A 26,756-nucleotide genomic window follows, 5' to 3' on the forward strand; every position below is an offset into this window, starting at 1 on the left:
TTCTCTAGTCCCCTCTCTTGTGATCAATCAGGATAGGACGGTGTCCCTGTGTCCATAAACCCAGTATTTCGTCCAATTCTAAACTGCGACTCTTGATAACCTTTACGCCCAAGTCCTGAATGCGTTTCTCGTTCTTAGAAAATTGTTCTATGATAAAAGAAGCTACACCCGGTGTATCCATGGTAAAGTTTATACCTCCCGGTAATTCCGCTGATAACTCAGCAAGCTCCTCTTCACCTGCAACCTGTACCCATACCTCGGTCCAAGTACCGAATAAACTGTCTTTCTCGGCCATACCCAGCAGTTCACCTCTATGCATAAGCACGATATAATCTGCCAACCGCCGTACCTCTTCCACAATGTGTGTCGAGATGATGATCGTAGCGTTGTTCTCATCCATATATTTAAGCAGCGTCTCGATCATAATCTTCCAGGCAAAGGGATCAAGACCTGATGAAGGTTCATCCAATAGCAGCAGACTTGGGCGTGACGCAAGTGCTGCGGCAATTTCGAATTTCCGACGCTCACCCTTTGACATCTTAGAAAGCCTCATATGATATGGAACCTCAAAGCGATCCATTAGATCCTGAAAATACGACTCATCCCAGTTCGGATACCAATGCTGTCGAAATTGAGCTGCCTCTTCTGCATTCCAGTGGTTCTCCTCAGTAATCGATGTCTCAGGAACATAGGCAATGGTCTGCCGCAGCTCCAGAGGCAACCCGCTATTATACCTGTTCTCAAACCAATATATCTCGCCTTCCTCTGGATTGGTCAGCTGCATTAGTAGATTCAGTAGCGTGCTTTTGCCAGATCCATTCTGACCTACCAGGGCTGTAATATATCCTTTAGGCAGATTCATGGTCAGCGGTCCTATCGTCTTGTTTCGCCGTTGTTTAAGTACATTCCGCAATTCTATAGCCATCTGTACCATATGAGTATGCGCCCCCCTTTCATTCCTGTGCTCTATACTTGCGTTCTACAATCTCCATAAAAATCTGCTCAAGTTCATCCTTGCTGCAATGTATCGATCGGCCGATATCCACAGCACTTTCAAGTGCTTTGCCTACCGTGTCCCGTTTGTATTCTTCCATTGCTCCGTCGCCTACATGGGATACAAAGGTACCTGTTCCTTGTCTCGTTCGTAGCAAACCTTCATTCTCCAGATCCTGATATACGCGCCGCACTGTAATTACACTACATTTCAGATCTCCTGCGAACTCACGAATCGAGGGCAGTAGCGTACCTTCTGTAATGACTCCGCTAATGATTAAGGATCTAAGCTGAGTCTCTATCTGATGATAGAGGGGCTCTGCACTATTTTCGTTGATTTGTACCGGTATCCACATTATTTACACCTCGCCTTCCACTCTAGCGTGCTAGAGCGCAGTCCTTGCCATTCCGATTTTTTATACGAGATTGCGACTCTTCAGTCGATGTATAGTCCATTTAGAGAATAACTGCACAGATATTGTCCCCAGCAGAAGTGACCCCCACATGATCGGAGATAACAGCCCCCACTCCTTGGAATAGGAGATACTGTATAAAAACAAATTGCCTCCCCCAAGTGTAACTAGGAATGATATTCCCCACGATAACACTACGATAAGCAATGTTAGCCATAGATAAGCTTTGCCGCTAAAAAGATACTCAATAAAAATATATAGACCTGAGACCATGAAGCCGAAGCCGAGCCATGTAATGGCAAAAGCTATATACGAGGGAACCGCCAGCTCTGTCCGGAAATTTTCCCCTAACAAGTAAACAATACCGAAGAATAACGTACCATTTAGAATAAAGGAGCCTACCCCCTGAAGTTTTCTCCGCGATAGTATTACTGCAGCTGGAATTGGTAAGGTTCTTAAGTAAACCAACATTTTTGTGTAAGAGTCTTCACTCCAATATTTCATAGAACGGCGAGAGAATGTTAATCCCAATAAGGGTATAAAGGAAAGAAATAAGAAATCCGTTATCATCGTCCGATCCTGCTCACCTAGTACGTCATTTGCTACTAGGCTAGTCATTCCACCAAGATAACACATAAAAATAACTGTTATTACGAGGGTCCCTAATATCTTTAATTTGTCTCCGCGAAAATCAGAGCGCAACATAAACCATGAATCTTTTAATGTTCTCATTAAAACTAACCTCGCTTTACAATGTCTTCAGCGTCTAGCAGAAGCAGGTGTTCATATCCCTGTGCTTACTGTATATATCTATATACACAGTATATGTCCTTAATTTACCATTGTCAATCCTGTAAATGGAAAACATTCAAGTTGATTAGGAGGTATGCGTTCCCCCCCTTTGGAGAAGGCTTTGCACGTATGGGAAACTGATCATTATCGGGATTAACTAATCAGAGGATTAAACATAACTTATGGAGAGGTTGAATGTGAGCGAGGGACGCGGAGTGAGGTCAGCCTCATTGTTACTTCGCCAACGGGTTGTAGGTGTAGGGCCAGTTGTTGCGGCTCGGTGGGGTGATTGAAGGGCGGTTGCGACTCCTCGGTGGTTGTGACCACTAATGGATGCGACCGCTCAATCGATGCGAAGGCTCGACGGGTGCTACTGCGAGTGGATGTGATCGCTAGGTGGGTGTAACTGCTAGTAGAAGCAACAATTAGTGAAAACCTCCCTCTAATTACTTGGATTTAGCCTGAAATCAACGTTTTTAGGGAATTCCTCCCTATAAATTCAGCCATTTCTACGTTTTAGAGCTTAAACGGTTAAAATACAGGGAGGAATTCCCTAATTACCGATTTTCGAGCTCAAAACTTATCTTTTTCAGGGAGGTTTTCCCTAAACACTCCCCAACTCCATAAACTAAAATAAGCCCGCCATCCATCATCCCTATTTAGGAACGAGCAGATGCACAGGCTTATTTCATTACTATTCACACAAATTCACGTACGATTCGCACGCATATTCACATGCTCTTTTCACATGCCAATCACAAGCTCTTTTCATGCAACTATCTTACGCGCCCAAAATAACTTCCCACACTGGCTTGGTGTGTCCACCTGGATACAGAACATAAAGCAGCACATACACCATAACGCCAGTAATCGCAGTAATGAACCAGATTATAGATGTTACTCTGCCCCACTTACGGTGCTTGGAGTACTTCGCCTTAAAACCAAGAGTTAACGTAGTAAGTCCGAATACCGCAGCTACCGTTGCCAGCACGATATGGAAGATCAGAAACACTTGATAAATCGTCTGAAGTTCATCCGGTCCGCCCCATGAGGTGTTTCCCACGAACAACGTTCTAGATACATAAACAATAAAAAACAGGAGCGCAGCGATTGCGGCAGCAATCATCGTCTTCTTGTGCGCCTCGCGTTTGCCCTTAATGATGAGCCACCAGCCAATAGCTACGAGCACCGCACTGAGCACGATGAACGATGTGCTAATAGTTGGAAACACCGTAAAAATATCCATGATTCTCCTCCTTGGCAGTCTACCAGTTATGCACGGGTCAAGGTGCTCTCCTCGAGTGCTGAGGAAGGCGTCGATAATTCATCGCCCTCTTGTCCGTTCTCTTTTTTATACCAATGATAGAACACATAAGCAAGCATAGAGGCAAAAATAAATTCCTGAATGAACTTCATCGCGATACCTCCCACCTGCTGATCCACTTTTGGTGACAACAATGAAAAGAACGCAGGACCCCCAAAATTCTGAAGTAAGGCAGAAGGATCACCCGATATACAATAGCCCATGGCAAGTGCCCAAGTCTCCGGATCACTGTAAGTAGCATAGAGCGGTTGATCTGCAAAAATAATCAGTCCGCAGGCTGGTGTCAGCAATACCATGTTTAGAAAAATAAACCCAATCTTGCCCAGTCCACTCGCCATTCGGCGCTCCGGTAGCGGATTGATCAAAGTCCACCACATTAAGGCAGCTGTTAGGAATAAAACAATATAGTAGATTCGGTGAACGGTAAAATGCAGCATCACATAATCATGGATAACAGGAATATGGTACAAAGAAAATAGTCCATTAAACAGTAAAGCAGCTACCACCGGTCGAGCTAAAAAAGACAGCCGGCGAAATGGATTTACTCTCAATATGCTGCGCCAGATAAAATCTGGAATCCCCAGCATAATCAGCGGCACCGCCACTAGGTATGACAAGGCCATACTAACCATGTGGAATGAAAACATCATATGTCCTAATAGACTAACAGGACCGCCTTGTGCCAGATAAAGCGCAAGCATTCCGCACACAAATAGTGCTCTTCGCCAGATCGGAACCGTAACTGAATCGGCATGACGTCCAGCAATCGGACCAATCCAAACGAAATAACCCGCCGTCAGCAGCAGCATGACCGCCAGAAAAAGCGGGCTCCATAGTTCTGCAAAGCTAAAATATTGTAATCCGAGCATAACCCTAACCCCTCCTAGCGCAGGATCTAGTTAAACACCAAAAAGAGGGGGCATCTCAGCCCGCCTCTTTCTTTATAGTCCGTTAATTCCACCAAACCCAATACAGCGACATAATAATACAGGTACCGGCGGTAAAAAAACCACCCAGCATGAAAATAATCGGTATTAGATGTCCTTTATCTTTCAGGTGCATCCAGAAGCCCATCTGTACAATGACCTGAATGACTGCCATCACCAGTAGTAGAATAACCGCAAAGGTGGCATTCACACCTCCAGCCGCAACAGCGGCGAAAGCAATTAAGGTCAAGACAATGGACAGTATAAAGACAACAATATGCCTCTGTGGCCCTTCATGCCGATGACGATGCTTATACCCGTCGTTCTCTGGCACATGCTGATCTGTCGTCATAGTGTCTAGCCCACCTTTCCAAGTAGGTATACAACCGTAAAGATGAAGACCCATACCACATCAATAAAATGCCAGTACATGGCTGACACATACACTTTTGGTGCAGTAACTACGGTTAATCCTTTACGCATGAGTTGCCCAATCAGGATGGCGATCCATGCAATCCCGAAAGCTACGTGCGCACCGTGGAATCCTACTAATGTATAGAATGCCGAACTAAATGCACTTGTAGTCATTCCGAAGTCTTCGTGTCTCACATATTGAGTAAACTCATAGATCTCCAGAATCAGGAAGCCAAGCCCTAAGGCTACAGTTACCAAAAGCCAGTTACGAAGCACTGCCGGACGGTTTCTATGCATCGCTTGGATAGCGAACACACTCGTCAAACTGCTTACCAAAAGAATGAATGTCGCAGCAGCTACAAGCGGTAAGTGAAACAATTCATTCGCCGATGGCCCCTCATTCGTCTGATTACGCAATGCGAGGAACGTAGCGAACAACGTACCGAACAATACCGCTTCCCCACCTAGAAACAACCAAAAGGCAAGAACCTTGTTTCGTCCTTCGAGCGTAGCTTTTTCCGGCTCGTGAGGAAATTCTTCCTTAGAAGCTTCTGCATGTGCCGTTGTCATGTCCGCTCACTTCCTTCCAGCTCTTCAGGTTCAATATGCCATCCATGATCATCATACAGCGAACGCAACAGCATAGATCCAAACGTAATGATAAGACCGATGGCTGTAACGATATAATTATTAAACATAAAGCTCATAAAGGCGTTGCCGAAGTCATCCCGACTAAACATAAAGCCCAGTCCAGCGATGAAAATCCCAACAGACATTGTGAACGGCAATATGGTTGCAGACGGCATATGAATCGAACCAACGGGTTCAGCCGGAGTCATGCCTTTATTTCCTGCCATCTTTTCTTTCCAGAATGCATCAATTCCACGGATAAGCGGGGTTTGCTTGAAGTTATATTCTGGCGGTGGCGAAGAAATCGTCCATTCTAGTGTACGTCCATCCTCCCACGGATCATCAGCTGCATCCATTGGCTTTCTTGAAGTTAGGAAGACATTGACTAAGAAAATAATCGTACCGACAGCCATCAGCCCAGCACCAATTGTACTGACTAAATTCAGCAAATCGAATTGCTGATTCGGCAAATACGTAAATACCCGACGTTGCATCCCCATGAGTCCAAGAAAATGCTGTACAAAGAATGTCAGATGGAATCCGATAATAAACGTCCAGAAAGTCCATTTGCCCAGCTTCTCACTTAGCATCCGACCAAACATCTTCGGCCACCAGTAATGCAGACCTGCAAACAGGCCAAGCACCAAGCCGCCCACAATAACGTAGTGAAAATGCGCTACAACAAAATACGTATCATGGAACTGAAAGTCAGCAGGCGCAGAAGCCAGCATGACGCCAGTGACGCCACCCATCGTAAAGGTAGGAATGAATCCTGCCGCGAACAGGTTTGGTGTCGTGAAACGTACTTGCCCGCCCCACATCGTGAACAACCAGTTAAAAATCTTGATTCCTGTCGGAACCGCAATCAACATCGTTGATACAGAGAACAATGCGTTAGCTACCGGCCCAAGTCCGGTAGTGAACATATGGTGAGCCCAAACCATGAAGCCCAAGAAGGCAATCAGGATGGTAGCGAACACCATTGAGCTATATCCGAACAATCGCTTCCGTGAAAAAGTCGGGATAACCTCCGATATAATTCCGAAGGCAGGCAGAATGAGGATATATACTTCTGGATGACCAAATATCCAGAAGATATGTTGCCAGAGCACCGGATTACCCCCAGCCCCAACCTCGAAGAAATTGGCTCCAAGTATCCGGTCGAATGTCAGCAGTACTAAACCTACTGTAACTGCTGGAAATGCAAACAAAATAATTGCGGAAGTAATAAATGTAGTCCAAGCAAACATCGGCATCCGCATGTAGGTCATTCCCGGCGCGCGCATCGTAATGATCGTGGCTAGAAAGTTAATCCCCCCGATGAGGGTACCTAATCCGGCAATTTGAAGACCAATCGTATAAAAGTCTACACCGTGTGTAGTGCTGTATGTACTCGTAGATAGTGGGGTGTAGGAGGTCCATCCGGCATCAGGAGCGCCACCCATTATCCAGCTGAGATTCAGTAGAATTCCGCCGAACAGGAAGGTCCAGAAGCCAAGTGCATTTAGAAAAGGAAAGGCTACGTCACGTGCACCGATTTGTAGCGGTATGACGGCATTCATTAAGGCGAAGATGATTGGCATGACGCCGAGGAATATCATCGTCGTACCATGCATGGTAATAAGTTCATTAAACGTTTGGGCATCCAAAAAATTATTCATTGGCTTGATGAGTTGCCAGCGAATCAGAAGTGCTTCAATTCCGCCGATACCAAAAAATAATCCTCCGGCCCATAGGTACAAAATTGCGATTTTTTTATGATCGACGGTTGTTAGCCAATCCATAAGTCCTGTATGGCGCTTCACACTGTGGCCATGCCCCAGAGGCTTGGATGAATTCAAGGTATGCGCTGCTTGAGCCAAAGTTCGTACCCCCTTTTTCGAAAGTTCCGCCCGCCTTTAGGCTAAGGCATTAGTCCAGCTTATAGTTGGCCAGATACTCAGCAATGCCATCAATCTCCGCATCACTTAGGCCTAGATCTTTGGGGTTAGGCATCAGATTGCCCGGTTTTACGGATTGTGGATCATGCAGCCATGTTTTGAGATTCTCCTCAATTGGTGCACCATCCTCCCTCGTGTCGTCGTTGAGCAGGATCCCTGCAATCGACTCCCGAGAACCAATTCCGGTCAAGTTCGGCGCATTATTAATCCCTTGATCACCTACAGCGTGGCAAGTCAGACACGCCGCTTTGAACTTCTCAGCTAAAGCAGGATCCTCTGGCAGCACAGCTACGGGTGCTTTCATCGAATCTAACCACTTCTGAAAATCTTGTTCACTAACCGATTTCACCTTAAATTCCATGAATCCATGAGACGGCCCGCATAGTTCCGCACATTTACCACGGTAAACGCCTTCATTAGGTGCACTGAAGCTGAAGCGGTTAATCGTCCCGGCTGGGTTGGTGTCGATTTTACCGGAAAGGGAAGGGACCCAGAAGGAGTGCAGCACGTCTTTAGTCTCCAGTTCAAAAGCAATATCTTTGCCCACTGGAATAATCAGATCCTGCGCTGTAGTCACCTTGTAATCGGTATACTCAAATTCCCACCAATATTGGTGGCCGGTTACTTTAACCTTAATCGCATCCTTGTCATTGGCATGATCATCTCCTGCGGCGAACACTGCTTTCACCGTTGGAACTGCCAGTACCACTACGAGGATAAGCGGAATGACCGTCCAGAGAATCTCAAGCTTGATGCTACCCTCAACCTGCTCAGGGATTTCATTCTGACCCGGCTTTCGACGGAAACGGATCAGTACATAAGCTGCAATCGTAAAGACAATCAGCAACACGACGATCATAATACTGATCGACAGCTCCATTAATCCATAAGACATTTCCGCCTGAGGTCCCTGTGGTCTGAGCACTGACAAGTCCTCACGACCGCACCCGGCAAGAAAGAGACCAAACATAGCGGTCATGGGAAGGAGTCGCTTTACAGCCTGCCACGTTTTCATCATTGATCTACCCCGCTTTTCCCGATTTCGTAGGTTCCTGTTTTTTTCTGTCAATTATAACAATCACTATTAATATAAGTTTAAGGGAAAGTTTTGTCAATCGTTCACAACTAGTTCACATTGTAATTTTCGACATAATAATTCCTTGTCCCACCTGCATTTATGCGCATTTTTTGAAAACGCAATCAAATAAAAAATGATCGTTAAAGCGCATTCATTGTGAAATGTGTCTATTAATTCATTTGACTATTTTATGAGAGACAATATTTCTTATTCATAAATGTACATACAAAAAAAACCGATTCCTGCAACAAACGCTGCTCGGGCACGGTTTATAAGAATCCTCGTGGATGTTATTACTCAAAATGATGTCAAAAGTAAGTGACACTCGTATCTGTTAGCTAGGAGACGGATGAATTCATCTTTACCAGCTCATGCTCCACGACCATGGTCAGTTCTTCTTCATAGCCTCCGGTAATCCGATATTTTCGGACGTACTCCTTTACGAATTTCTTGGGATCTTTGGGCCGGAAAATACGTGTCATTTCCCGTAAACTTTCCTTGACTTCGTTATGACCTTTACTTGCCATGATCAGTTCCCTCCCAAAACATTGAAAATGAATGCTCCGTTGTAGAGAATGCATGATGAAAAGTACGCCGTAACCTCGAATGCAAGTGAAGTAACCATTACACATACGTGGCTTGCATTATCCGCCAAAACGTAAAATTCAAAGCTTCAAAGCCTTGAGATACTGGTTCGCCGGTGAAGCAGGTTCGTCGTGATTTGGGCTGAGAGTAAGGACGCCTGTTGAACGAAAGCTCCTTGACACTTTTATTACCCGAAGAGCCACTTACTGAATCACCCCTTTCGGGCCTTATCGTTATATTGTATCATATTCCGGTCCAACTTCCACCTTTCCTTGTAAAATGTGCTAATTGGAAAATTTTTATTTTTTTACAATGTTCTTCGTAAGTCATATTGCTCGTGTCGGGTTAAAATACAATATGCTCTATAGCAGGCCTCACCTAGCACATACCACAGCAAGAAAAGGAGAGCATTATGGGCCAACCTACACCATTACTGACTTCATCTTATAACGTAGTTCCCGCGATGACTACCGCGCTACCCGAGGAAACTGCAACGCGCCGTGAGGGTCTTGAACAAGCTGATTATGCTATTCAGAAAGAATATCCAAAGATGCATAGTATGCTTATTGCTCGCCATGGCAAGCTCATTTTTGAACGTTATTACGGCAACCATCATGCCGGGGCATTAAATGATCTTCGATCTGCGACTAAAAGCTTTATCAGCGCAATTACCGGAATCGCTATCGATCGGGGAGATATCCCTGATATCGATGTCTCGGTTTCCAAGGTACTTCGTAAACATGTTCCATACCTGCACTCCCCTCATTTATCAAAAATCACTCTCCGTCATCTGCTTACCATGACTTCCGGATTTAGCTGGATCACGGGCAAGAAGCTGGGGGAGCCTTTCGTCCGGAATCTCCATCGTAGTCGCCGCTGGGGTTCCTTTGCTCTTAGTATGAACATAATTCCGGAACATATCGGTCAATTTCAATACCGTAGTATCGACACCCATCTGATTTCGATGATCCTTAGTGAATCTACAGGTCTCGATGCATTCACCTATGCTGCTGAGCATTTATTTAGCCCTCTCCGAATGACTCACACAGCTTGGTTACCGAGTCCCGAAGGACATAGTATGGGACATATTGGTCTGTACATAAACTCAAGAGATATGGCTAAATTTGGTATATGTCTGCTTAATAACGGCGAATTTGCAAAACAGCAGATCATTCCGAAGCATTGGCTGCAAGAAGCACTAACTGCACAGACTACGGGATACCCGGCTTTTGGAGATTACGGATATCAGTTCTGGGTGGGTACGATGAGCGGCCAACCCTACAAGCTTGCCCACGGTCATGGCGGACAGCAAATCCTTCTCCTACCCAAGTTAGATGCGGTAGTGGTCTTTACAGCAGAAAGTAAGACAAACAATTGGAAGAACCCCCGCAAGCTGTTGGAAAAGTATATTATACCCACAATGAGCTAAACATACTTTTTCCTGACAAGTCATAGGCTTTTAAGGAAGAAGGAGTAGCGAACTAACCCCCTTCTTCTCCAAGTAGAAGGAGAGTGAGCCCTTTGTCCCCTTTCAAATCATCCACCGGATTGCCCGATAATATTGCGGGCGCGCTGTGCTATTTTTTCCCTTTTATCGGCGGCGTGGTCTTTCTCGCTCTGGAGAAACGCAACCGCTTCGTGCTGTTCCACGCGTTGCAATCACTGCTTACGTTCGGCGTGCTGATGATTCTCCATGTCCTAACCGGATTTATCCCTTTTCTCGGTTCCCTGTTGAGTGCAATCCTTTCTCTTTGCAGCTTTGCTATATGGTTGCTTATGATCTATCAAGCTTTAAGCAGCAGATGGTATAAGCTCCCTTGGGTTGGGGATATCGCAGAAAGTCAGATTCGGCATCTATAAACACCGCTGAACTAACACCTCTTATCGCTGAAAAGTATTCCCTTTTGCCCATCCACTCCTTACAATGGAAAGACGGGCATCAACGGAATTCTACAGGCTGGAGGAATTTAAATGTATCTATTCATCATAAACCCGCGTTCCGGCGGGGGCGCAGGCGGGCGGACCTGGCATACTGTAGAGGCGCTCATGAAAGAGCGGATGCTGCCATATATGACCTTGTTTACGCATAGCGCAGAGGGTGCAGAAGCCCTCGTTCTAAATACAATTAAACACCGTGAGGACTGGAAAGCCGCGATCGTAATCGGCGGCGATGGCACGCTGCACAGCATTTTGGGTGCCCTTCGTGGCAAAGATATTCCTATGGCAATCATCCCTGCCGGCTCCGGTAACGACTCCGCACGCGGCTTCGGCATTCCGCTTTCGACTGAAGCCGCGCTGGAAGCTGCACTTAGCGAACGGTATATCGAAGCCGATCTGATCTCAGGCGCAAACGGACTGACTTTAACAGCCGTTGCCAACGGCTTCGATGCTCAGGTGGCCGAGAATGTGAATGCAAGCCGTTACAAACGGCTGTGCAATGCAATTGGCGCAGGCCAACTGGCTTATATCATCGGCATATTGCATACGCTGATGACGTTTAAGCCATGCCGGGTGAGTGTTGCGTGCGACGGGACGGAGCACGTCTTTGAGAAGGCATGGCTGGTCTCGGTCTGCAACCTGCCCAGCTACGGCGGTGGGCTCTTGATCTGCCCGCAGGCGAAGGCCGATGACGGCCAGCTCGACGTCTGCGTCGTGCACGGGTGCAGCCGCGGGCAGCTGCTGCGGCTGTTCCCAACGGTACTGAAGGGCAAGCATGTAGCGTTGCCCTTCGTGTCGATGCTGCGTGGACGTAGCGTAGCCGTCAACTTCGCAGAGGCCCGGCCGGCGATCGGCGATGGCGAGAGCTTCGGCAAAGGGCCGCTTGCCGTGCGCTGCGAGCCTGGATCGCTGCGGGTGCTCTCGCCGCTGGCGGCGGTTAGCGCGCAGCGCCACGCCGATCCTGCAGCGGCATGCGGTAGCAACGGGTAATCCATACCCGTGCATCACAACAAAAAACAGCAAGAGACAGGCTTATAAACCTGTCTCTTGCTGTTTTTTGTTAACTTCATCCGAATCTACACCAAAGAGACTTAGCTAAGTAGCCCTTCCTCTTCTTCCACGAAAGAGATTCTTCCGTCCTCCAGTGAAGCGATTCGCACGAGTGATTCTACCCGGTAACCAGCTTCCTGCAGTAACCGATTTCCTGGCTGGAACGCTTTTTCGATCACGATACCAATCCCAACCACACTTCCTCCTGCCTGCTCAACAATACGAGCAAGTCCGAAGGCGGCTTCGCCATTCGCCAAAAAATCATCGACAATCAGAACTCGCTCACCCGGAGCAATGAACTTCTTGGAAACGGTAATTTCATTCGTTTCTTTCTTCGTGAAGGAGTAAACCTTTTCTACATAAATATCCTCTGTCAGCGTCAACGATTTCTGCTTACGGGCAAAAATCAGCGGAACCTCCAGCTCTAATGCCGTCATAATCCCCGGAGCAATTCCCGAAGATTCAATCGTCAGTACCTTCGTAATCTCTTCGCCGGAAAAACGGCGGGTAAACTCACGGCCAACCTCACGCATTAGAAAGGGGTCCATCTGATGATTCAGAAAAGAATCTACCTTGAGCACGCCTTGCCCGAGTACAATACCTTCTTTTAACACCTTTTGTCTCAACAGCTCCATTGTGCTCCTCCTTCTCCCATCAATGAATCCTTTCTCCCCACTTTATAGACCTGTCGGTTTTTGTGGCAATAAATTTCCAACGATAGATTTTAAATTATGGTCATCCTTGCTCTTTTCTTGCCCATTATCATAACCCGTAATTCGGATCTCCACGAAATCGCCCGGATTTACCGGTTTAAAGATCAATTTCTCGCGATCTTCCAGTCTCACGTTAAATTTCATGTCCTTGAACATTTCAACTAGCTCTGCTTCTCCGGGACTTGCTCCTTTATCCAGAAACAGCAGTCCACGCAATTTTTTAGGACCATCCTCATGCACCACTTCAAAATGTACGATACATTCCATGCTTTTCACCTCCCTGTAATAGCTACTGCGCCTGTTCTTCCCCATCATCGCCTAGATCATGCATCACATATTTGCTGTGAATTTTGCTGTAACGCTCACCATAACGTTCTTCTAATTCTGCGCCCATATCCTGCTCCAGCTCGAACAGCACCATTTCCTGTGCAAAATGATTCAATAGCAGATCTACTAACACCGGGTGCTCGGTTACAACCGCTTGCGCCGATCCATCTTCATAGCGCATCCCGAGCATACACCAGCTCCGATCGATTACGAATGAGAACTTCCGTCCATCTGTTCGCTGAGAATCTCTTCCGAGAGGCGGCCATACCGGATAGGCGGCAGGAGCAGCATTGCCACCATCAAACGCCCACAAGAGTCTAACGCCACGCAACTCCGCCTGTTCAAGTTCACTCCGTAGAAGTGACGCTTCCTCACGCCACATATCCACTACGATCTCTTGCTCAGCCATATTAAGTTGGCGAATAAGAGCGCCCAATACATTGCGGTCACCTTCCACATTATAAAACGAAGGGCTAACAGGTCCACCGCGAGGCATCTCACTTTCCATATAAGCCAGTGAAGCTTGAACCCGTCCCGAGATCATGGTCGCAAGCTCCTCTGGATTGAGAACACTGTACCGCGCAGGTTCTCCTTCGCCACATCGTACATATCCCTGCTGCGTAAGGCGTTGTAACGCCGCATACACATTCGATCTTGAAACTCCGAGCTGTTTGGCAACCTCATAGCCAGAAGCCTGACCTTTTGTCGCAAGCTCTACCATAATTTTGGACTCCATCTCTGTGAAGCCCAGATTGCGCAGATGCAGCAGCAGCTGTTCCATCTTGTTGTCCCCCTAAGCTGACTGAAATCCGTACTATATTTGCTCTGACCCACATCGCGGACACCATAAGGAGCCCTTAGGTAATTCGTTCCGACAGATTTGGCACTGGATCATATCTCGTACACCATTGTCCTCAGTGACCGCAGATTCCTCCTGGTGCTCATTCTTGTGCCATTCGCCGAAGCGACGGTCTAGTTCAAGTTGTCTTTTTCTTTCCCGTTCCAGCTGCTCGGCTTGTTTACGTTCCCGCTCAATCTCTTGCTCGCTCGCCTTATATTCTTCAAGTGGCAGCTCATCATCCGGATGCTGAACTTCAGCATATACAACACTCTGCGGGTGCAGCTTCATTGCAATTTCCTTCTCTTCATCCGTAAGCTCATCTGCACCATAATATTGATCTTCGTCATCTTCATTCACAGATTGAACAAATACCGGTGTAGAAGGTACCCTTCTCGAAGCGGACAATGGCTCCAGCTTACTTCCGCATTTCGGACAAAAGTTTGCATCAAGCGCCACAATATGACCACATGAACATAACCGCTCATTTTTCAGCTCAGCAATTCGTGTCCGCAGGACTTCGATTTTTTCCTGAAGTTTGGAACAGTTACGGGACAGCTCCACCATTTTACCTTCAGCTACCGACATATCCTTTGAACGATATCCTTCATAAAAAAGTCTGCCCATTTTCGTAAATTCAACTTCCATCTCTTGTTCAACATCGGAAATAAGTCCGTTCAGCTTGCCGATCTCTACTGAGTTTTGGGCTTTTTCGGTAACCCGGCTCGCGCTATCTTTAATTTTTTTGATAAAACTCATTACAGTTCCTCCCTCTCCAGCGATACGTGTTTCTATCATACCAAATGTATCGAGTAGATTCATTAATGTGCTTTAATACGCGATTTAGAGGAGAATGTTCCTATAAAATCCATACTAATTGATTTAAGCCACTTCCCCCTTACACTTATGGGTTATATTTCCTAATTTTGAATGTAATTTTGCGTCAGGGGTTCTACATCGGTTAAAATAGAATTATCACAAATAACGAAATCGGGAGAGTTTCAGTGGAAGAACATGAGAGCACACAGCTTACGCTTAGTCAGCTACAGGTACACGTAAAGGATCTGCAACAGTGGCAAGGTAACAGCAACGAGGATTTCGCCAAACTGGTTAACGAATTCGAAGCCTTACCGGCACTCTATCGCCACGCGTTAAATGATCTTCAGAATAAAATTGATGTAATCAAGACGGAATGGCAATCCCGCGACGGCTTCAGTCCCATCGAACATGTCAAATGCCGGATCAAAGAACCAAAGAGCATTCTTCAAAAGATGGAGCGCAAAGGCTACGGTTTCAGCTTGGAAAATATGGAGCAATACATTCACGATATTGCCGGAATGCGGATTGTATGTGCCTTCGTTAAAGATATATACCGTTTAGTAGATCATCTTAGTACACGCGAAGACATCCGCGTGCTTGAGATTAAAGATTATATAGCTCATCCTAAACCAAACGGATATCAAAGCCTTCATCTTATAGTCGGTATCCCACTCGTCCTGCTGGAAGGAACACGCTGGGTCAAGGCTGAGATCCAGCTGCGCACCCTAGCTATGGACTTTTGGGCAAGCATGGAACATATTCTGTATTATAAATTCGATAAGCAGTTGCCTTCGCATGTCGCTGAGGAACTAAAAGAAGCCGCGCGCGCTGCTGATGAACTAGATCAAAAAATGCTTCGTCTTCGCCGCGAAATTCTAGAGCTTTCAGAAGGAGAATTGCCTCCTGCTGGTCAGCATTAGAATAACTAACCAGAAACTCTGTTAGATAATTAGGCAAAACAAGAGGCTGTTTCAAGAGTAGCATTCACTACTTTTGAGACAGCCTCTTTCGTATTTTCACTTACCGCTTAATCGGACCCTTAGTCGCTCGACGTGCAGACGCTTCTGCAACCCGCTGCATAATCAAAGTTAATCCCTCAATGGCTTTAGGTGTCTGCGGTAGCAATGTTCCCCAGTCTTCTGTAACTTCAGCTACTACTACCGGCGAAGGAAACGGTCTAGCCGCAATCTCATGGAACTGTGGCCCAGGCTGATGTAGCGAACCTTCAGCAGCCGCTTCTGCCAACCATTCGCCAGAGGAAATGGCCGGACCCTTGCGTTCAAGCCGAGCCAATTCCGTAGAAAGTTCACTAACCGAGGCTTCTTCTTCCTCTGTTTCAGCTTCGTCGCTAGAAATATTCCCTTCAGCCCAAAGGGCAAAAATTCCGTCCAAGAGCTCTCCTTTAGTAAATCCTCTCAGCGAAAGTGCCAGCAGTGGCTCTTCAGCAAGACGTTCTTTAATAAGCTTCAAAGTTTCCGCCTTATACTCCACACCTTCACCCTCAAAAAGGGCTTGCTCCAGCTCACTATCCGTAGGTAGAAGCTCAAGCTCTGCCAGTTCACCCGTCAAACGCCCTTGCAGCAAGGCAAATACTTCCCCGGGACTTAGTGCCAGACTTCGTAATATTTCTTTTCTTCGGGAAGCATGCCATACCGGAACCTTCAGAGAGAGAGGTCGATCCGCTTGTTGTTCCTGAGCAGGCGCGCTGGCGTTCAATTCACCCTTCGACCGAGACCCTCCCGTCACTTTCCCAGGTAGCACCGTCCATGCTGCTTTTACTAATCCAGGCACAACTTCCAGCTGCATCTCTAACCGTTCACTCATTGTTCGATCCCTCCGTAACACTCATATCTGTCTTACATCCAGTCCTGATCCTGCAGTTCAATAAGTTCCTTCAGCTCATGATTGGACATCTCAGTCAACCATGTTTCGCCAGAGCCAACAACCTGCTCGGAAAGATTTTTCTTACGCTCAATCAATTCATCAATACGTTCTTCCAACGTTCCTTGGCAAATCAACTTATGCACTTGAACATTTTTATCCTGACCAATTCGGAACGCCCGGTCTGTCGCCTGATTCTCAACTGCCGGATTCCACCAACGGTCGTAATGGATGACATGATTAGCTCTTGTAAGGTTCAACCCTACGCCACCCGCTTTTAAAGAAAGTACGAAGAAGGATGGGCCTTTTCCCTCTTGAAAATCATGAACCATCTCGTCGCGCTCTCGTTTTGGAATTCCGCCGTGCAAGAACAGCGGCGCTGTTCCATAACGCTTAGTCAGCTTGCTAACCAAGAGCTCACCCATCGCTACATATTGAGTAAAGATCAACACAGATTCTCCGACCTCCGCAATGCTATCCAGAATCTCGAACATGACTTCCATTTTACCGGAATGCTCACTTCGCGGACCCCTGCCTTCTTCTTTGCGGAATAGCTGAGGATGATTACAAATCTGCTTCAATTTCGTAAGAGAAGACAGCACGAGTCCTCTGCGAGCCATCCCGCTACTCTCTCCAATCACGCCAAGCATTTCATCCACGACACCCTGATATAGGACTGCCTGTGTTTCCGTCAGCGGACAATAAGACTTCAGCTCCAGCTTCTCCGGTAAATCTTTAGAGATATCGGGATCGCTTTTCAAGCGGCGCAACAAGAATGGAGATACCAAGCGATGTAATTCCCTTAGTCGTTCTCCACCCTCTCCAGATACATAACGCTGCCGGAAGGAATGGTAGGTTCCTAGATAACCCGGGTTTAAAAAGTGAAAAATAGACCATAACTCACCTAGTCTGTTCTCTACAGGTGTCCCCGTCATAGCTATGCGATGCGGCGCTGATAGCTTCATCACACTTTGCGCCTGTTTCGTCCGATGATTCTTAATATACTGAGCTTCATCCAGCACCACAGTGGACCACTGAACATTCGCTAAATCCTCGCTGTCACGACCTGCTAAATGATAGGTCGTCAATACAATATCATGACTGGCAGCCAGTTCTAAAAAGCTATCTCCCCGCACTCGGCGTCCACCATGATGAATGTGAACTTTAAGAGAAGGCGCAAAGCGCTGCAATTCCCGCTGCCAGTTCCCCAAAAGTGAGGTTGGGCATAGAATCAAGACAGGCTCCTGCTTCTCTTCAGGTGGAGCACTTAAAGCGCGGTCCAGCAGGCAGGTAATGACCTGCACCGTCTTACCGAGACCCATGTCATCGGCCAGACACACCCCAAATCCCAGACCACTGAGAACGGAGAGCCATTGATAGCCTCGCTCCTGATAAGGTCTCAGGGTGCCGTGCAGACCTTCAGGTACGGCACGCACTGGAAGATTACGCAATATGTCGCCCCGCATCAGCGATGACAATAGTCCGGATGTTTCCATCCCCGTGACCGACATCCCTTTCCAGAGCCGCTCTTCACCATCCTCAGCCTCTAGGCGCATCCAATCGGCTGCGGTCATTTCCCCATTTTCATGGCGTTTCATATATCTAAGAACCTGGCGAATTTCTTTAGGATCTACCTCAATCCATTCTCCGCGGAAACGTACAAAGGGTACGCCTGCCTCCACTAGTGCGTTTAGTTCTTCTTCACTGATTGTACTCTCCCCAAGTGAGGCTTCAATGCGAAATGAAATCAGTTCTTCCATCCCAAGAGCCACTGGAGCAGGACTATCAATCCCACTCACTACCGGCTGCATTTTCATTTTCATGCCAATCCGGCGGCGTCCCTCACGGCTCCAGCGCGATGGCATCTGCACGGTTATTCCACGCTCACGCAGCTGCTGCACCGTCTCCTTCAAAAAGAAATAAAGACGCTCTGGTTCCAAATCTGCTCCCGTAGGTGCAGGCATAGATAGAGCGCGCTCTATATCTGGAGAGATTCTTGCCGCTCGGCCCAGCGCTATAAGAAGCTGCTGCTGTATATTACGATAGCGTTTCCCCCATAACGTAAACTCTCGTTCCTTACTGCTCCAAATCGATTTTGCCGGAATCCAGAATTCCCCTTCTTCCTTGTTCTCCGCCCAGAAGGTTAAGCGCCAGATTTCGTCATTATCTCCAGGGGGCTCAAGACGTAGCCCAAGACCCAGCTGTCCACTCCGCGCTTCTTCAGGTTCCGATTGCGGCACATCGCTACCAGCTGTCTCATTCACAGTAGCCAGAAGATCTGTCACCTCTGCTTGAGTTCCCTGCACGGGTATATCCCGGCTGCCTGTAAGAAGACTATTCCACCACAGCTCAGTTAAAGGGGAGTAACCCCGGCGATAATTGGCTTTGTAAGGGGTAAGTTCACTTTCAATACCCGCAATCACTTTCTTTATCTCTGCAGTCATTACCGCCTGCATAAAGGAGTAAAGCACATAGGCGCCCGCCTCTTCCCTCGAAGATAAATCCCCCGCTTCAGCAATATGCGTCCCTAAGGCCAATACCGGCATGGACGACGCCAGCTGCAGAAAGATCTCCTTATCCTCCTGCTTTCGAAAAGCTGGAGACCAGCAGACCGTTGCTGCTTGTTCACCACCACGACGGCGTGAACCTACCGGACGTGGGGGCAAGGCTCCTGGTGTAACGCCGCCAGTACCCATCAATTCCAGCGCAAAGCGAGCTGCTGCCGCCCAATAGCGCAATTCGCCTCCAGGTTCTACTCCCTGATCTCGGCATAACGTCTCATCCCATGCCAGAAGCAGTTCAAATGCATCGCTAGGGACTAAGGCAAGCCCTTCGAAAGTTCTTCCGGGCAATCCACGGCGTGCTGGCTTCCCCTCTACAGGAGGAGCCGGATATTTCACTTCTGCGAGCCGCAGAGCAGCACTCGCAAAAGGGCGAACTCCTCCCTGCAGCTCCAGCCGCTTCACCACTCGGGTCCAAGCGTCAACCTTCGGCTCCGAAGTTTCGCCAGAGAAGCAAAATAACACATCCCCCAACCATATTGCATAAAGATGCTTAGTCATCGGTGATCTCCTGTCTTTTAAGCAAGCAAAAAAAGAACCAGTCCGCCACCATCAGGTGGTAACTGCAACCTTTTCCGCGAGAAATAAATTTTGAAGCTATACAAGTAGAAGTAGTTTCTCCATCCTTTTAGAGATGAGATACACTCCTGTAAGAAATATAAGGATAAAGAACTAGGATAAAACTTATCTGCTCTTGAATCTTCATCTCTTCATCTTATACGAAAAAGCGCTGATTTAAAAACGTTTCTGCATATTTTCTGTAGATTTTTATACAAATAAAGTTGAAGTACGTAGAAACACCCATGAATTTGATTCATTTCAGCATATTTTTAATAAATGTTCTAGCCACTATCGTAAAATACCCTTCACCACTACCATACTATCCATGAACATTATGACTCACTAGTCACTTCTTTTCTTGTTTATAGTCTTAATTGTGCCGAAAGCGGGTATATTCTAAGTAAGCATCACCCTATTAAAAAGCTAGGGAGTGAATTCTTTGAGACGTTATAATCCTTATAAATGGTGGAATCTTCTGTTCTTTTTAGGTGTGATTATCGTGAATGTGCTCTCCGTCACCTTACCATTAGGCGGGCACAGCACTGGAGAAATCTCTGATAAATATCAGACCTACATCACACCTGCCGGTTACGCGTTTTCCATCTGGTCATTGATTTATCTACTGTTAGCCGGCTTCGTTATTTATCAATTCCGCTCCTATACAGCCTCTAGAGATTCTGTGCGGGCGATTCAGTTCTGGTTTGTTCTGAGCTGTATTTTTAATATGAGTTGGCTCTTCCTTTGGCAATACTTATACATTGAGCTCTCTCTGGTTGCTATGGTGCTGATGTTAATCACACTGATTGTCATTTACCGAAAAACACGTTTGATCGCTAATCCTACCTCAGGCGAGAAATGGCTGATGAAGCTACCCTTTAGTATATACCTTGGATGGATCTCTGTGGCTACTATCGTGAACATCAGCGTTGTTCTAGAAAAGAATCATTGGGGAGGTTGGGGTCTTAGCGGCAGCACTTGGGGCGTTATTATGCTCTGCGTGGGAACTCTACTTGCAATTGTGGTCAGCTATCCTTACCGAGATAGCATTTATCCACTCGTATTCGTGTGGGCCTTCATTGCGATTGCCTTGGAACACAAAGAGACCAGCGATGTCTATTTAACGGGACTGATTACAGCAGGCCTCCTGCTTCTTTACAGCATCTGGTTATTTTTCAAACCCCGCCGTAGCAGGTATCGGAGATACAGAAGTTACTAATTCTAATATAAAAAATGGCAGGCTAGGTTTTCCACCTTAGCCTGCCATTTTGGTAAAATAATAAAAGTGCAAAGGATAACTCCTTATTTCTTACGAGCTACCGCTTCAATCTCAACAAGTCCGTCTTTAGGTAGACGCGCAACCTCAATAGCACTGCGGGCAGGATAAGGTTCTTTAAAGAAGGTGCTATAAACCTCATTAACGGCCGCGAAATCATTCATATCCTTTAAGAATACAGTTGTCTTTACTACATGGTCTAATGTTGCACCAGCTTCCTCAAGAATGGCTTGTACATTGTTAAGCGCTTGACGCGCTTGTTCTTGTACACCCTCAACCAAATTACCCGTTTCCGGATTCAGACCAAGTTGTCCTGAAGTGTATACCCAGCTACCCGTGGTTATAGCTTGACTATAAGGACCGATTGCTCCGGGTGCTTTTGTTGTAGCTACTTGTTTTTTGCTCATCTTACTACCCCTCTCCATTATGCGCTGATCATTTATTGTCCATTGTAAGTCCTGTTCTCATCTTAATGCAAATTTATTAGAGACTCAAAAAGCTTAGCGTTTCCCAATCACATGTATCACTTCATTCGTATAAATATGTAATCCATGGGTATCCGCAGACGCAATGTTAACCATAGCTCTTGCGACTGTCGTACCAGGTATCGCACGATATTTAGCCGCCTTACCCACCATTACAAAATCCAGCGCTTTCATCAAACTGGCTCCGACTCTCTCCCCTAATCTGAATTCTTCACGTTGGCCTAGTAGCAAGGAGGGGCGAAATATATGCATACCTTGAAATCCAATAGCGGTTAAACCTTCTTCCGCTCTTCCCTTAGTCCGACTGTAGAAATTACGCGACTTCGCATTTGCCCCTATTGAAGAGACGACCAAAAACTGTTTAACACCCTGTTCTCTCGCTATGGCTGCAGCATCAAGCGGATAGTGTAGATCGACTCGTTCAAACTTTTCTTGTGAACCCGCCTTTTTTATCGTAGTTCCTAAACAACAGAAGATGGAATGTACCCCTTCGAACGACTCTGTATAGTTTCTTAGGTTCTCCCAATCTACAACGATTTGTTTAAGCTTAGGATGTTCTATGGCTAACGGTGTCCGTACAAGCACCCTTACTTCTTCCCAGCTATCACGATTTAACAATTCCTCCGTAACCGCTTTGCCTACCAATCCGGTGGCACCTAATACCATCGCTATTCTTAACAAGGAATAACCCCCTTTTACTTCTATTCGTCCTTTAGAATACGACGACCTAGCAGAAACGCAAGTGCAATCATCAGCGTCCCTACCACTAGCTGCATACCGTATACCTGAGTCCATTGCGGCCAGTGCGCAATTTTTTCATAGAGCTGACCGCCAATAAGCGGACCAAAAAAGGATGATAACCCGGTAAGCGCCGCATATGTGGCCATATACATCGGCCGTTCTTTTTTCGGCGTGTCTCCAATAATAAAGTTAAAGGCCAGCTGGTTGAAACCGCCTACACCAACACCAAAAACGATATGGGCCGCAAATAAGACCACCAGCATCGGCATCACAGACAAGAGTCCCCACATCAATGAGGACAGCGCAATAATCGGCAAAGTAAAGAATAACAGTCGCTTATTGCTGTATTTCGCATTTAGATTGCCCCAAACGTAGAAGCTAGCCATCATAAACACGGTCTGGGACACATTAAGCAATGACAACGTTTCATAATTAATATGAAGTAACTGCAACATGACATAAGAGTATAGCGGAACCGTTAGGTTCTGCAACAACAGCCAAGCAGCCAGAAACAAGGTTGACTTCATAAATAATGTATCTTTAAGCGGTTTCTTAAACATGGGCAAAAATTTATGCTCTTCTGATTTCTCGAACGGTACATCCGGATAAAAAAAGAATACTACGACATTCGATATCGAGAAGATCCACACAACAATATATAAAATCAGAAAACCATGACCCCCGGGATAACGGTCCAGAATAATACCTCCGCCATACATAACCAAACTTCCAAGCGCATTCAGGACCGTGTTACGAATCCCAAAATAACGTCCACGTACCCGTGCGGGAACCAGATCACTAATCACAGAGCTCCACAGCACACCACCAGCAGTATTGGCAATAAAAGCAGTAGTATATAAAGCAATAAATGCGATGACCCAATATTCTTTAGGAAAAATAAACGGGATTAGTCCCGTAGAACCCCAAAGTATCCTATGCAGACCGATAAAAGTAACCATGGCCCATTTGCGACTTGGCAGCTTCTGAATCAGAAAAGCTACCCCAATCTGTGCCACATTAACTAATGTAGTAAGCGCTAGCACAAATCCAATTTGACTAGAGGAAGCTCCTAAATATAGTAGAAATCCTGTTAGGAACTGCCCTTGCAGCAGTACCTGAAAAATAGTTGACGGCACACCTTCCAGCGTAGCTATACGCAAATTTCTGCGATGCACTGAAGGTTTACGAACACGTTTTGAAACCGTAACCTTATGCTTATTTTCCATGTTGTCCATAGAGGCGGTAACACTCCTTTGATGCGGCATTGGCTTCATTCTACTCCGCATCAATCTACTGTCAATACGCCAAATCACCAAATAATATTGGAGCTTTACTCACTATCCACTTCAAGGGGCAAATAAAGCGAAAATCGACTCCCCTTCTCTTCCTTACTCTCCATAGAAATGAACCCGCCGAGCAATCTGGCCAAGTCATTACTAATAGAAAGTCCTAGTCCTGTTCCACCATATTTCCGGCTAGTCGTTCTGTCTGCCTGTTGAAAGGCTTCAAAGATCATGGCATGCTTCTCCGGTGCGATTCCTATGCCACTATCCTCCACATCAAATACAAGCCAATGTTGCACGGCATCCCCTTCCCCACCTTCCTGCTCGTGGATATGCAGCGATACGTAACCTGTCTTTGTAAACTTAAAAGCATTTGAGAGCAAATTACGCAAAATCTGCTGTACGCGATGTGGATCGGAATGAATCATTGGAGGGACATTCTCATCCATGGAGATATTAAAATCCAGTCCTTTTTGTTTGGCCGTCACAGCGAACTGCATTGCCAGCAAATCTGGGATCTCGCTAACATTTAATTCTTCATTTATAATATCTAATCGACCTGCCTCCACCTTGGATAAATCCAGAATGTCGCTGATGATCATCAATAATTCATCACCCGAACGATGGATAATGGCTGCATACTCTCTTATTTCTGCTTCCGTAAGCAAATCATCATTTTCTTCAATTAATTGCGATAAATTAATAATGCTATTCAGTGGAGTTCTAAGCTCATGTGACATATTGGCGAGAAATTCCGATTTGAATTGAGATGCCATCATTAACTGATTAGCACGCTCTTCAAGATCAAGCTTGTTCTTATGTAATTCTTCAGTCTGAGCAGACAACTGTTCGTTAGCATGCTGGATCTGCTCATTCCTTAGAAGACCGAGTTGAAAATCACGGATAATTAATGAGAACAAAATACTTAAAATTAGCCCCGCAGGGAACGTAATTGGCATGATCTCTCTTATGTACTCTTCCACAGGGATAACGCCTAAAGCCATAATGTTTATGGCATTCATAAGATTAACGATTAGAATAACGATCAGACCTTGATTCACAATACTGAGGGTTGAGCGTCTGACCCAGTAGCTAAGCGCCGCGCAAATAACTCCCAAAATAAAAAGATTTAGCATTCCTGCAACCGCTGCCTCTGTCACTCCAAAAGTTAACCTTGTAAGCCCCGTCCCTATACCGATCAATATAAGAGTGATGGGTCTAGGATACGCCAGCGTCGAGATGATTAGGGGTACAAACCGCAAATCAAAGATCACATGGTCGTCCAGATTATAACCAAAAAGAGTACTGATCCAACCAGCAAAGATCGCCAGGATCACCCAGCTCGCCTTCTTTATTCCTATACTTGCATTTGATATGGTATGTTTATAGATCAGATTAGCCAAATAGGCCACGGCAATAAGAATTGCGGTATTCCCGAAAAATATTTTAAGATACCCCATAGTTTTGCTCCTACCTGCACAAGATAAATTACAGATTTCATCTCACAATAATACCATAGCTTACCCTTCGCACACCTAATTGTTGCATAGGAAGAGCGCAAATCGTATACGATTTGCGCTCTTCCTATGCATTTTATATTTGGGTACTTAGCGTATAAGCTAATTTGAATTAATCACGGTAGGAACGTCCCCAGCTTTGATACTCTTTTTCCGCGTCTTCTTTCGAATGACCATAACGCTCTTGTAGTTTACCTACCAACTTATCCTTTTCACCATCAATCACATCAAGATCGTCATCTGTAAGCTTGCCCCATTGCTTTTTGGCCTCGCCTTTGAGCTGTTTCCATTTTCCTTTAAACACATTGTTGTCCATTATATGCTCATCTCCTTAGCTGAATTAAGTAGGGTAGAATACTATCCTGTGTTATCGTTACATTACCCTGTCCTATTCGCCATGAATCTTACCTAATCTATAGAAAGTCACAATTTGTCAAATAATAGTTTAAAAAAAGGTATTCAAATCCTTTAAAATTTGATACAATCAATGTATAAATTAAACATTTAATTTTTTAAGTGATTTTTTTCACATGAGTTATTTGCTCTATGTGCTAGAATGCCCTCGGAGATGAAACAACATCATTAAATTTTTTTCTATTGTATGCCGATATATGTCATGATACTGTTAGAGTTTGGCTCTTCACCCCAAGATTAAAGTGACAAATATCATTTATAAAGTGATTTTTATCACTTCGCATTACTATTAAAATGTTTTACATTTTAATATATATATTTTAAACTATATTTTTGGAGGTCATAACAAATGAAAAAAACAACAGTAATCTTGTCGACTGCCCTTATCTTAGGTAGTTTGCTTGCAGGTTGTGGTAACAACACAGACAACACACCGGCGGCTACTAATGCTCCAACAGAAAACAGTACAGCAACTAATTCCACTAACACTGGAACTGAAGCGGCTAAGTACAAAGACGGAAATTACTACTCTGCTGCTGAAGTCGACGCTAAAACTGGCTGGCAGTATTATGCGCTTCTGACTGTAGAAGGCGGTAAGATTACTAAGGCTGACTGGGACGCTTTTAACGTAAATACTGCTGGTGACTCTAAGAAAAAACTTTCTGAAGATGGTAAATATGGCATGAAAGCTGGTGGTGCTTCTTCTGAATGGCACGAGCAAGCAGCAAAAGCTGAAGCTTTCCTGATTGAAAAACAAGATCCAGCAGCTATAACTTTAGACGCTGAGGGGAAAACTGATGCTATCTCCGGTGTATCTGTACACGTATCTGACTTTGTAAAAGCTGCTCAAGCTGCTCTGGCTGCTGGACCTGTTGAAGCTGGTCAATACAAAGACGGAGGTTACCATGCTGAAGGCGAAATGGATAAAGACTCCGGTTGGAAATCCACTGTTGACTTGACTGTTGCTAACGGTAATGTTGTTGCTGTTAAATTCAGTGGCGTAAATGCTGCTGGCGACGACAAGAAACAATTCTCCGTCGATGGTAAATACGGTATGAAAGCTGGCGGCGCTTCTGCTGAATGGCATGAAGAGATCGCAAAAGTTGAGCAATACTATCTTGAAAAAGGTACTGCTCCAGAACTTACAGCTGAAGGTAAAACTGATGCAATTTCCGGCGTGAGTATTCATGTTGGTGAATATTTTACACTTGCTGAAAAAGCACTCGAAGGCGCGAAATAATTTCGCATAACCTTCTGCAG

Annotated in this window: 27 protein-coding genes; 6 read left to right on the forward strand and 21 right to left on the reverse strand. The window is 45.7% G+C overall.

Going from position 1 to position 26,756, the window contains the following annotated elements; genetic code table 11:
* Positions 1–4 precede the first annotated feature (4 nt).
* The 10 genes from MKX60_RS01300 to MKX60_RS01345 form a co-directional block, all read right to left on the reverse strand.
* The gene (locus MKX60_RS01300; protein ID WP_410477456.1) at positions 5–862 is read right to left on the reverse strand and encodes an ATP-binding cassette domain-containing protein; all 858 of its coding nucleotides are present in this window, start codon (positions 860–862) and stop codon (positions 5–7) included.
* Between the two features lie 91 nt (positions 863–953).
* Positions 954–1,349, reverse strand: coding sequence for a GntR family transcriptional regulator (locus MKX60_RS01305; protein WP_341050498.1), 396 nt, complete (start codon positions 1,347–1,349; stop codon positions 954–956).
* 60 nt (positions 1,350–1,409) lie between these two features.
* Positions 1,410–2,138, reverse strand: a complete 729-nt coding sequence (locus MKX60_RS01310) for a hypothetical protein (RefSeq protein ID WP_076285927.1) — start codon at positions 2,136–2,138, stop codon at positions 1,410–1,412.
* Positions 2,139–2,979: 841 nt separating this feature from the next.
* On the reverse strand, positions 2,980–3,444 hold the full coding sequence (locus MKX60_RS01315) for a DUF420 domain-containing protein (protein WP_042123812.1): 465 nt from the start codon (positions 3,442–3,444) through the stop codon (positions 2,980–2,982).
* A 26-nt stretch (positions 3,445–3,470) separates the two neighbouring features.
* Entirely contained in the window at positions 3,471–4,391 is a 921-nt protein-coding gene (gene ctaG, locus MKX60_RS01320; RefSeq protein WP_341050502.1) for a cytochrome c oxidase assembly factor CtaG, read from the reverse strand.
* Between the two features lie 82 nt (positions 4,392–4,473).
* Entirely contained in the window at positions 4,474–4,800 is a 327-nt protein-coding gene (locus MKX60_RS01325; protein ID WP_042184535.1) for a cytochrome C oxidase subunit IV family protein, read from the reverse strand.
* Between the two features lie 5 nt (positions 4,801–4,805).
* Entirely contained in the window at positions 4,806–5,432 is a 627-nt protein-coding gene (locus tag MKX60_RS01330) for a cytochrome (ubi)quinol oxidase subunit III (protein WP_042184533.1), read from the reverse strand.
* A complete protein-coding gene (gene ctaD, locus MKX60_RS01335; protein ID WP_076285960.1) occupies positions 5,429–7,276 on the reverse strand; it encodes a cytochrome c oxidase subunit I in 1,848 nt (615 codons plus the stop codon). Before ctaD ends, MKX60_RS01330 begins: the two co-directional genes overlap by 4 nt.
* A gap of 127 nt (positions 7,277–7,403) precedes the next feature.
* On the reverse strand, positions 7,404–8,450 hold the full coding sequence (gene coxB / locus MKX60_RS01340; RefSeq protein WP_076285929.1) for a cytochrome c oxidase subunit II: 1,047 nt from the start codon (positions 8,448–8,450) through the stop codon (positions 7,404–7,406).
* A gap of 398 nt (positions 8,451–8,848) precedes the next feature.
* Positions 8,849–9,037: a hypothetical protein gene (locus MKX60_RS01345; protein WP_042123803.1), complete on the reverse strand. Its 189-nt coding sequence runs from the start codon at positions 9,035–9,037 to the stop codon at positions 8,849–8,851.
* 470 nt (positions 9,038–9,507) lie between these two features.
* Here MKX60_RS01345 and MKX60_RS01350 point away from each other — a divergent pair, with 470 nt between their 5' ends.
* The 3 genes from MKX60_RS01350 to MKX60_RS01360 all read left to right on the forward strand — a co-directional run bounded on the left by MKX60_RS01350 (position 9,508) and on the right by MKX60_RS01360 (position 12,023).
* Entirely contained in the window at positions 9,508–10,524 is a 1,017-nt protein-coding gene (locus MKX60_RS01350) for a serine hydrolase domain-containing protein (RefSeq protein WP_341058928.1), read from the forward strand.
* A 92-nt stretch (positions 10,525–10,616) separates the two neighbouring features.
* Positions 10,617–10,955 (forward strand): DUF4870 domain-containing protein, encoded by a 339-nt coding sequence (locus MKX60_RS01355; RefSeq protein WP_060626766.1) that lies wholly within the window; start codon positions 10,617–10,619, stop codon positions 10,953–10,955.
* Positions 10,956–11,066: 111 nt separating this feature from the next.
* On the forward strand, positions 11,067–12,023 hold the full coding sequence (locus MKX60_RS01360; protein WP_339244546.1) for a diacylglycerol/lipid kinase family protein: 957 nt from the start codon (positions 11,067–11,069) through the stop codon (positions 12,021–12,023).
* A 101-nt stretch (positions 12,024–12,124) separates the two neighbouring features.
* Here MKX60_RS01360 and MKX60_RS01365 read toward each other — a convergent pair whose 3' ends face one another.
* The 4 genes from MKX60_RS01365 to MKX60_RS01380 are packed head-to-tail and all read right to left on the reverse strand — an operon-like array spanning position 12,125 to position 14,720.
* On the reverse strand, positions 12,125–12,718 hold the full coding sequence (locus MKX60_RS01365; protein ID WP_042123794.1) for a xanthine phosphoribosyltransferase: 594 nt from the start codon (positions 12,716–12,718) through the stop codon (positions 12,125–12,127).
* A 42-nt stretch (positions 12,719–12,760) separates the two neighbouring features.
* The gene (locus MKX60_RS01370; protein WP_042184527.1) at positions 12,761–13,063 is read right to left on the reverse strand and encodes a hypothetical protein; all 303 of its coding nucleotides are present in this window, start codon (positions 13,061–13,063) and stop codon (positions 12,761–12,763) included.
* Between the two features lie 22 nt (positions 13,064–13,085).
* On the reverse strand, positions 13,086–13,904 hold the full coding sequence (locus MKX60_RS01375) for a TrmB family transcriptional regulator (protein ID WP_341058929.1): 819 nt from the start codon (positions 13,902–13,904) through the stop codon (positions 13,086–13,088).
* Between the two features lie 33 nt (positions 13,905–13,937).
* Complete coding sequence (locus tag MKX60_RS01380; RefSeq protein WP_341058931.1) at positions 13,938–14,720, reverse strand: zinc ribbon domain-containing protein; 783 nt, start codon at positions 14,718–14,720, stop codon at positions 13,938–13,940.
* Positions 14,721–15,025: 305 nt separating this feature from the next.
* On the opposite strand from MKX60_RS01380, the gene MKX60_RS01385 reads away from it, so the two are divergent.
* Positions 15,026–15,700, forward strand: coding sequence for a GTP pyrophosphokinase (locus tag MKX60_RS01385; protein ID WP_042193221.1), 675 nt, complete (start codon positions 15,026–15,028; stop codon positions 15,698–15,700).
* A gap of 100 nt (positions 15,701–15,800) precedes the next feature.
* On the opposite strand, the gene MKX60_RS01390 is transcribed toward MKX60_RS01385, so the two are convergent.
* Positions 15,801–16,604, reverse strand: coding sequence for a hypothetical protein (locus tag MKX60_RS01390; protein WP_149644614.1), 804 nt, complete (start codon positions 16,602–16,604; stop codon positions 15,801–15,803).
* A gap of 32 nt (positions 16,605–16,636) precedes the next feature.
* Entirely contained in the window at positions 16,637–19,723 is a 3,087-nt protein-coding gene (locus MKX60_RS01395) for a DEAD/DEAH box helicase (RefSeq protein ID WP_076285936.1), read from the reverse strand.
* 499 nt (positions 19,724–20,222) lie between these two features.
* On the opposite strand from MKX60_RS01395, the gene MKX60_RS01400 reads away from it, so the two are divergent.
* Positions 20,223–20,999 (forward strand): tryptophan-rich sensory protein, encoded by a 777-nt coding sequence (locus MKX60_RS01400; RefSeq protein ID WP_341058932.1) that lies wholly within the window; start codon positions 20,223–20,225, stop codon positions 20,997–20,999.
* Between the two features lie 83 nt (positions 21,000–21,082).
* On the opposite strand, the gene MKX60_RS01405 is transcribed toward MKX60_RS01400, so the two are convergent.
* The 5 genes from MKX60_RS01405 to MKX60_RS01425 all read right to left on the reverse strand — a co-directional run bounded on the left by MKX60_RS01405 (position 21,083) and on the right by MKX60_RS01425 (position 25,398).
* Entirely contained in the window at positions 21,083–21,463 is a 381-nt protein-coding gene (locus MKX60_RS01405; RefSeq protein WP_042184517.1) for a RidA family protein, read from the reverse strand.
* A gap of 93 nt (positions 21,464–21,556) precedes the next feature.
* Positions 21,557–22,222: an oxidoreductase gene (locus MKX60_RS01410; RefSeq protein ID WP_341058933.1), complete on the reverse strand. Its 666-nt coding sequence runs from the start codon at positions 22,220–22,222 to the stop codon at positions 21,557–21,559.
* Positions 22,223–22,242: 20 nt separating this feature from the next.
* Positions 22,243–23,517: an MFS transporter gene (locus MKX60_RS01415; RefSeq protein ID WP_081382976.1), complete on the reverse strand. Its 1,275-nt coding sequence runs from the start codon at positions 23,515–23,517 to the stop codon at positions 22,243–22,245.
* Between the two features lie 95 nt (positions 23,518–23,612).
* Positions 23,613–25,025, reverse strand: a complete 1,413-nt coding sequence (locus MKX60_RS01420; RefSeq protein ID WP_341058934.1) for an ATP-binding protein — start codon at positions 25,023–25,025, stop codon at positions 23,613–23,615.
* Positions 25,026–25,194: 169 nt separating this feature from the next.
* A complete protein-coding gene (locus MKX60_RS01425) occupies positions 25,195–25,398 on the reverse strand; it encodes a CsbD family protein (RefSeq protein WP_042184513.1) in 204 nt (67 codons plus the stop codon).
* Between the two features lie 447 nt (positions 25,399–25,845).
* Here MKX60_RS01425 and MKX60_RS01430 point away from each other — a divergent pair, with 447 nt between their 5' ends.
* The gene (locus MKX60_RS01430; protein ID WP_076285940.1) at positions 25,846–26,736 is read left to right on the forward strand and encodes an FMN-binding protein; all 891 of its coding nucleotides are present in this window, start codon (positions 25,846–25,848) and stop codon (positions 26,734–26,736) included.
* Positions 26,737–26,756: the final 20 nt, after the last annotated feature.

It is taken from the genome of Paenibacillus sp. FSL R5-0914, assembly GCF_038004525.1.
In the GTDB taxonomy this organism is placed as follows: Bacteria; Bacillota; Bacilli; order Paenibacillales; family Paenibacillaceae; genus Paenibacillus_AQ.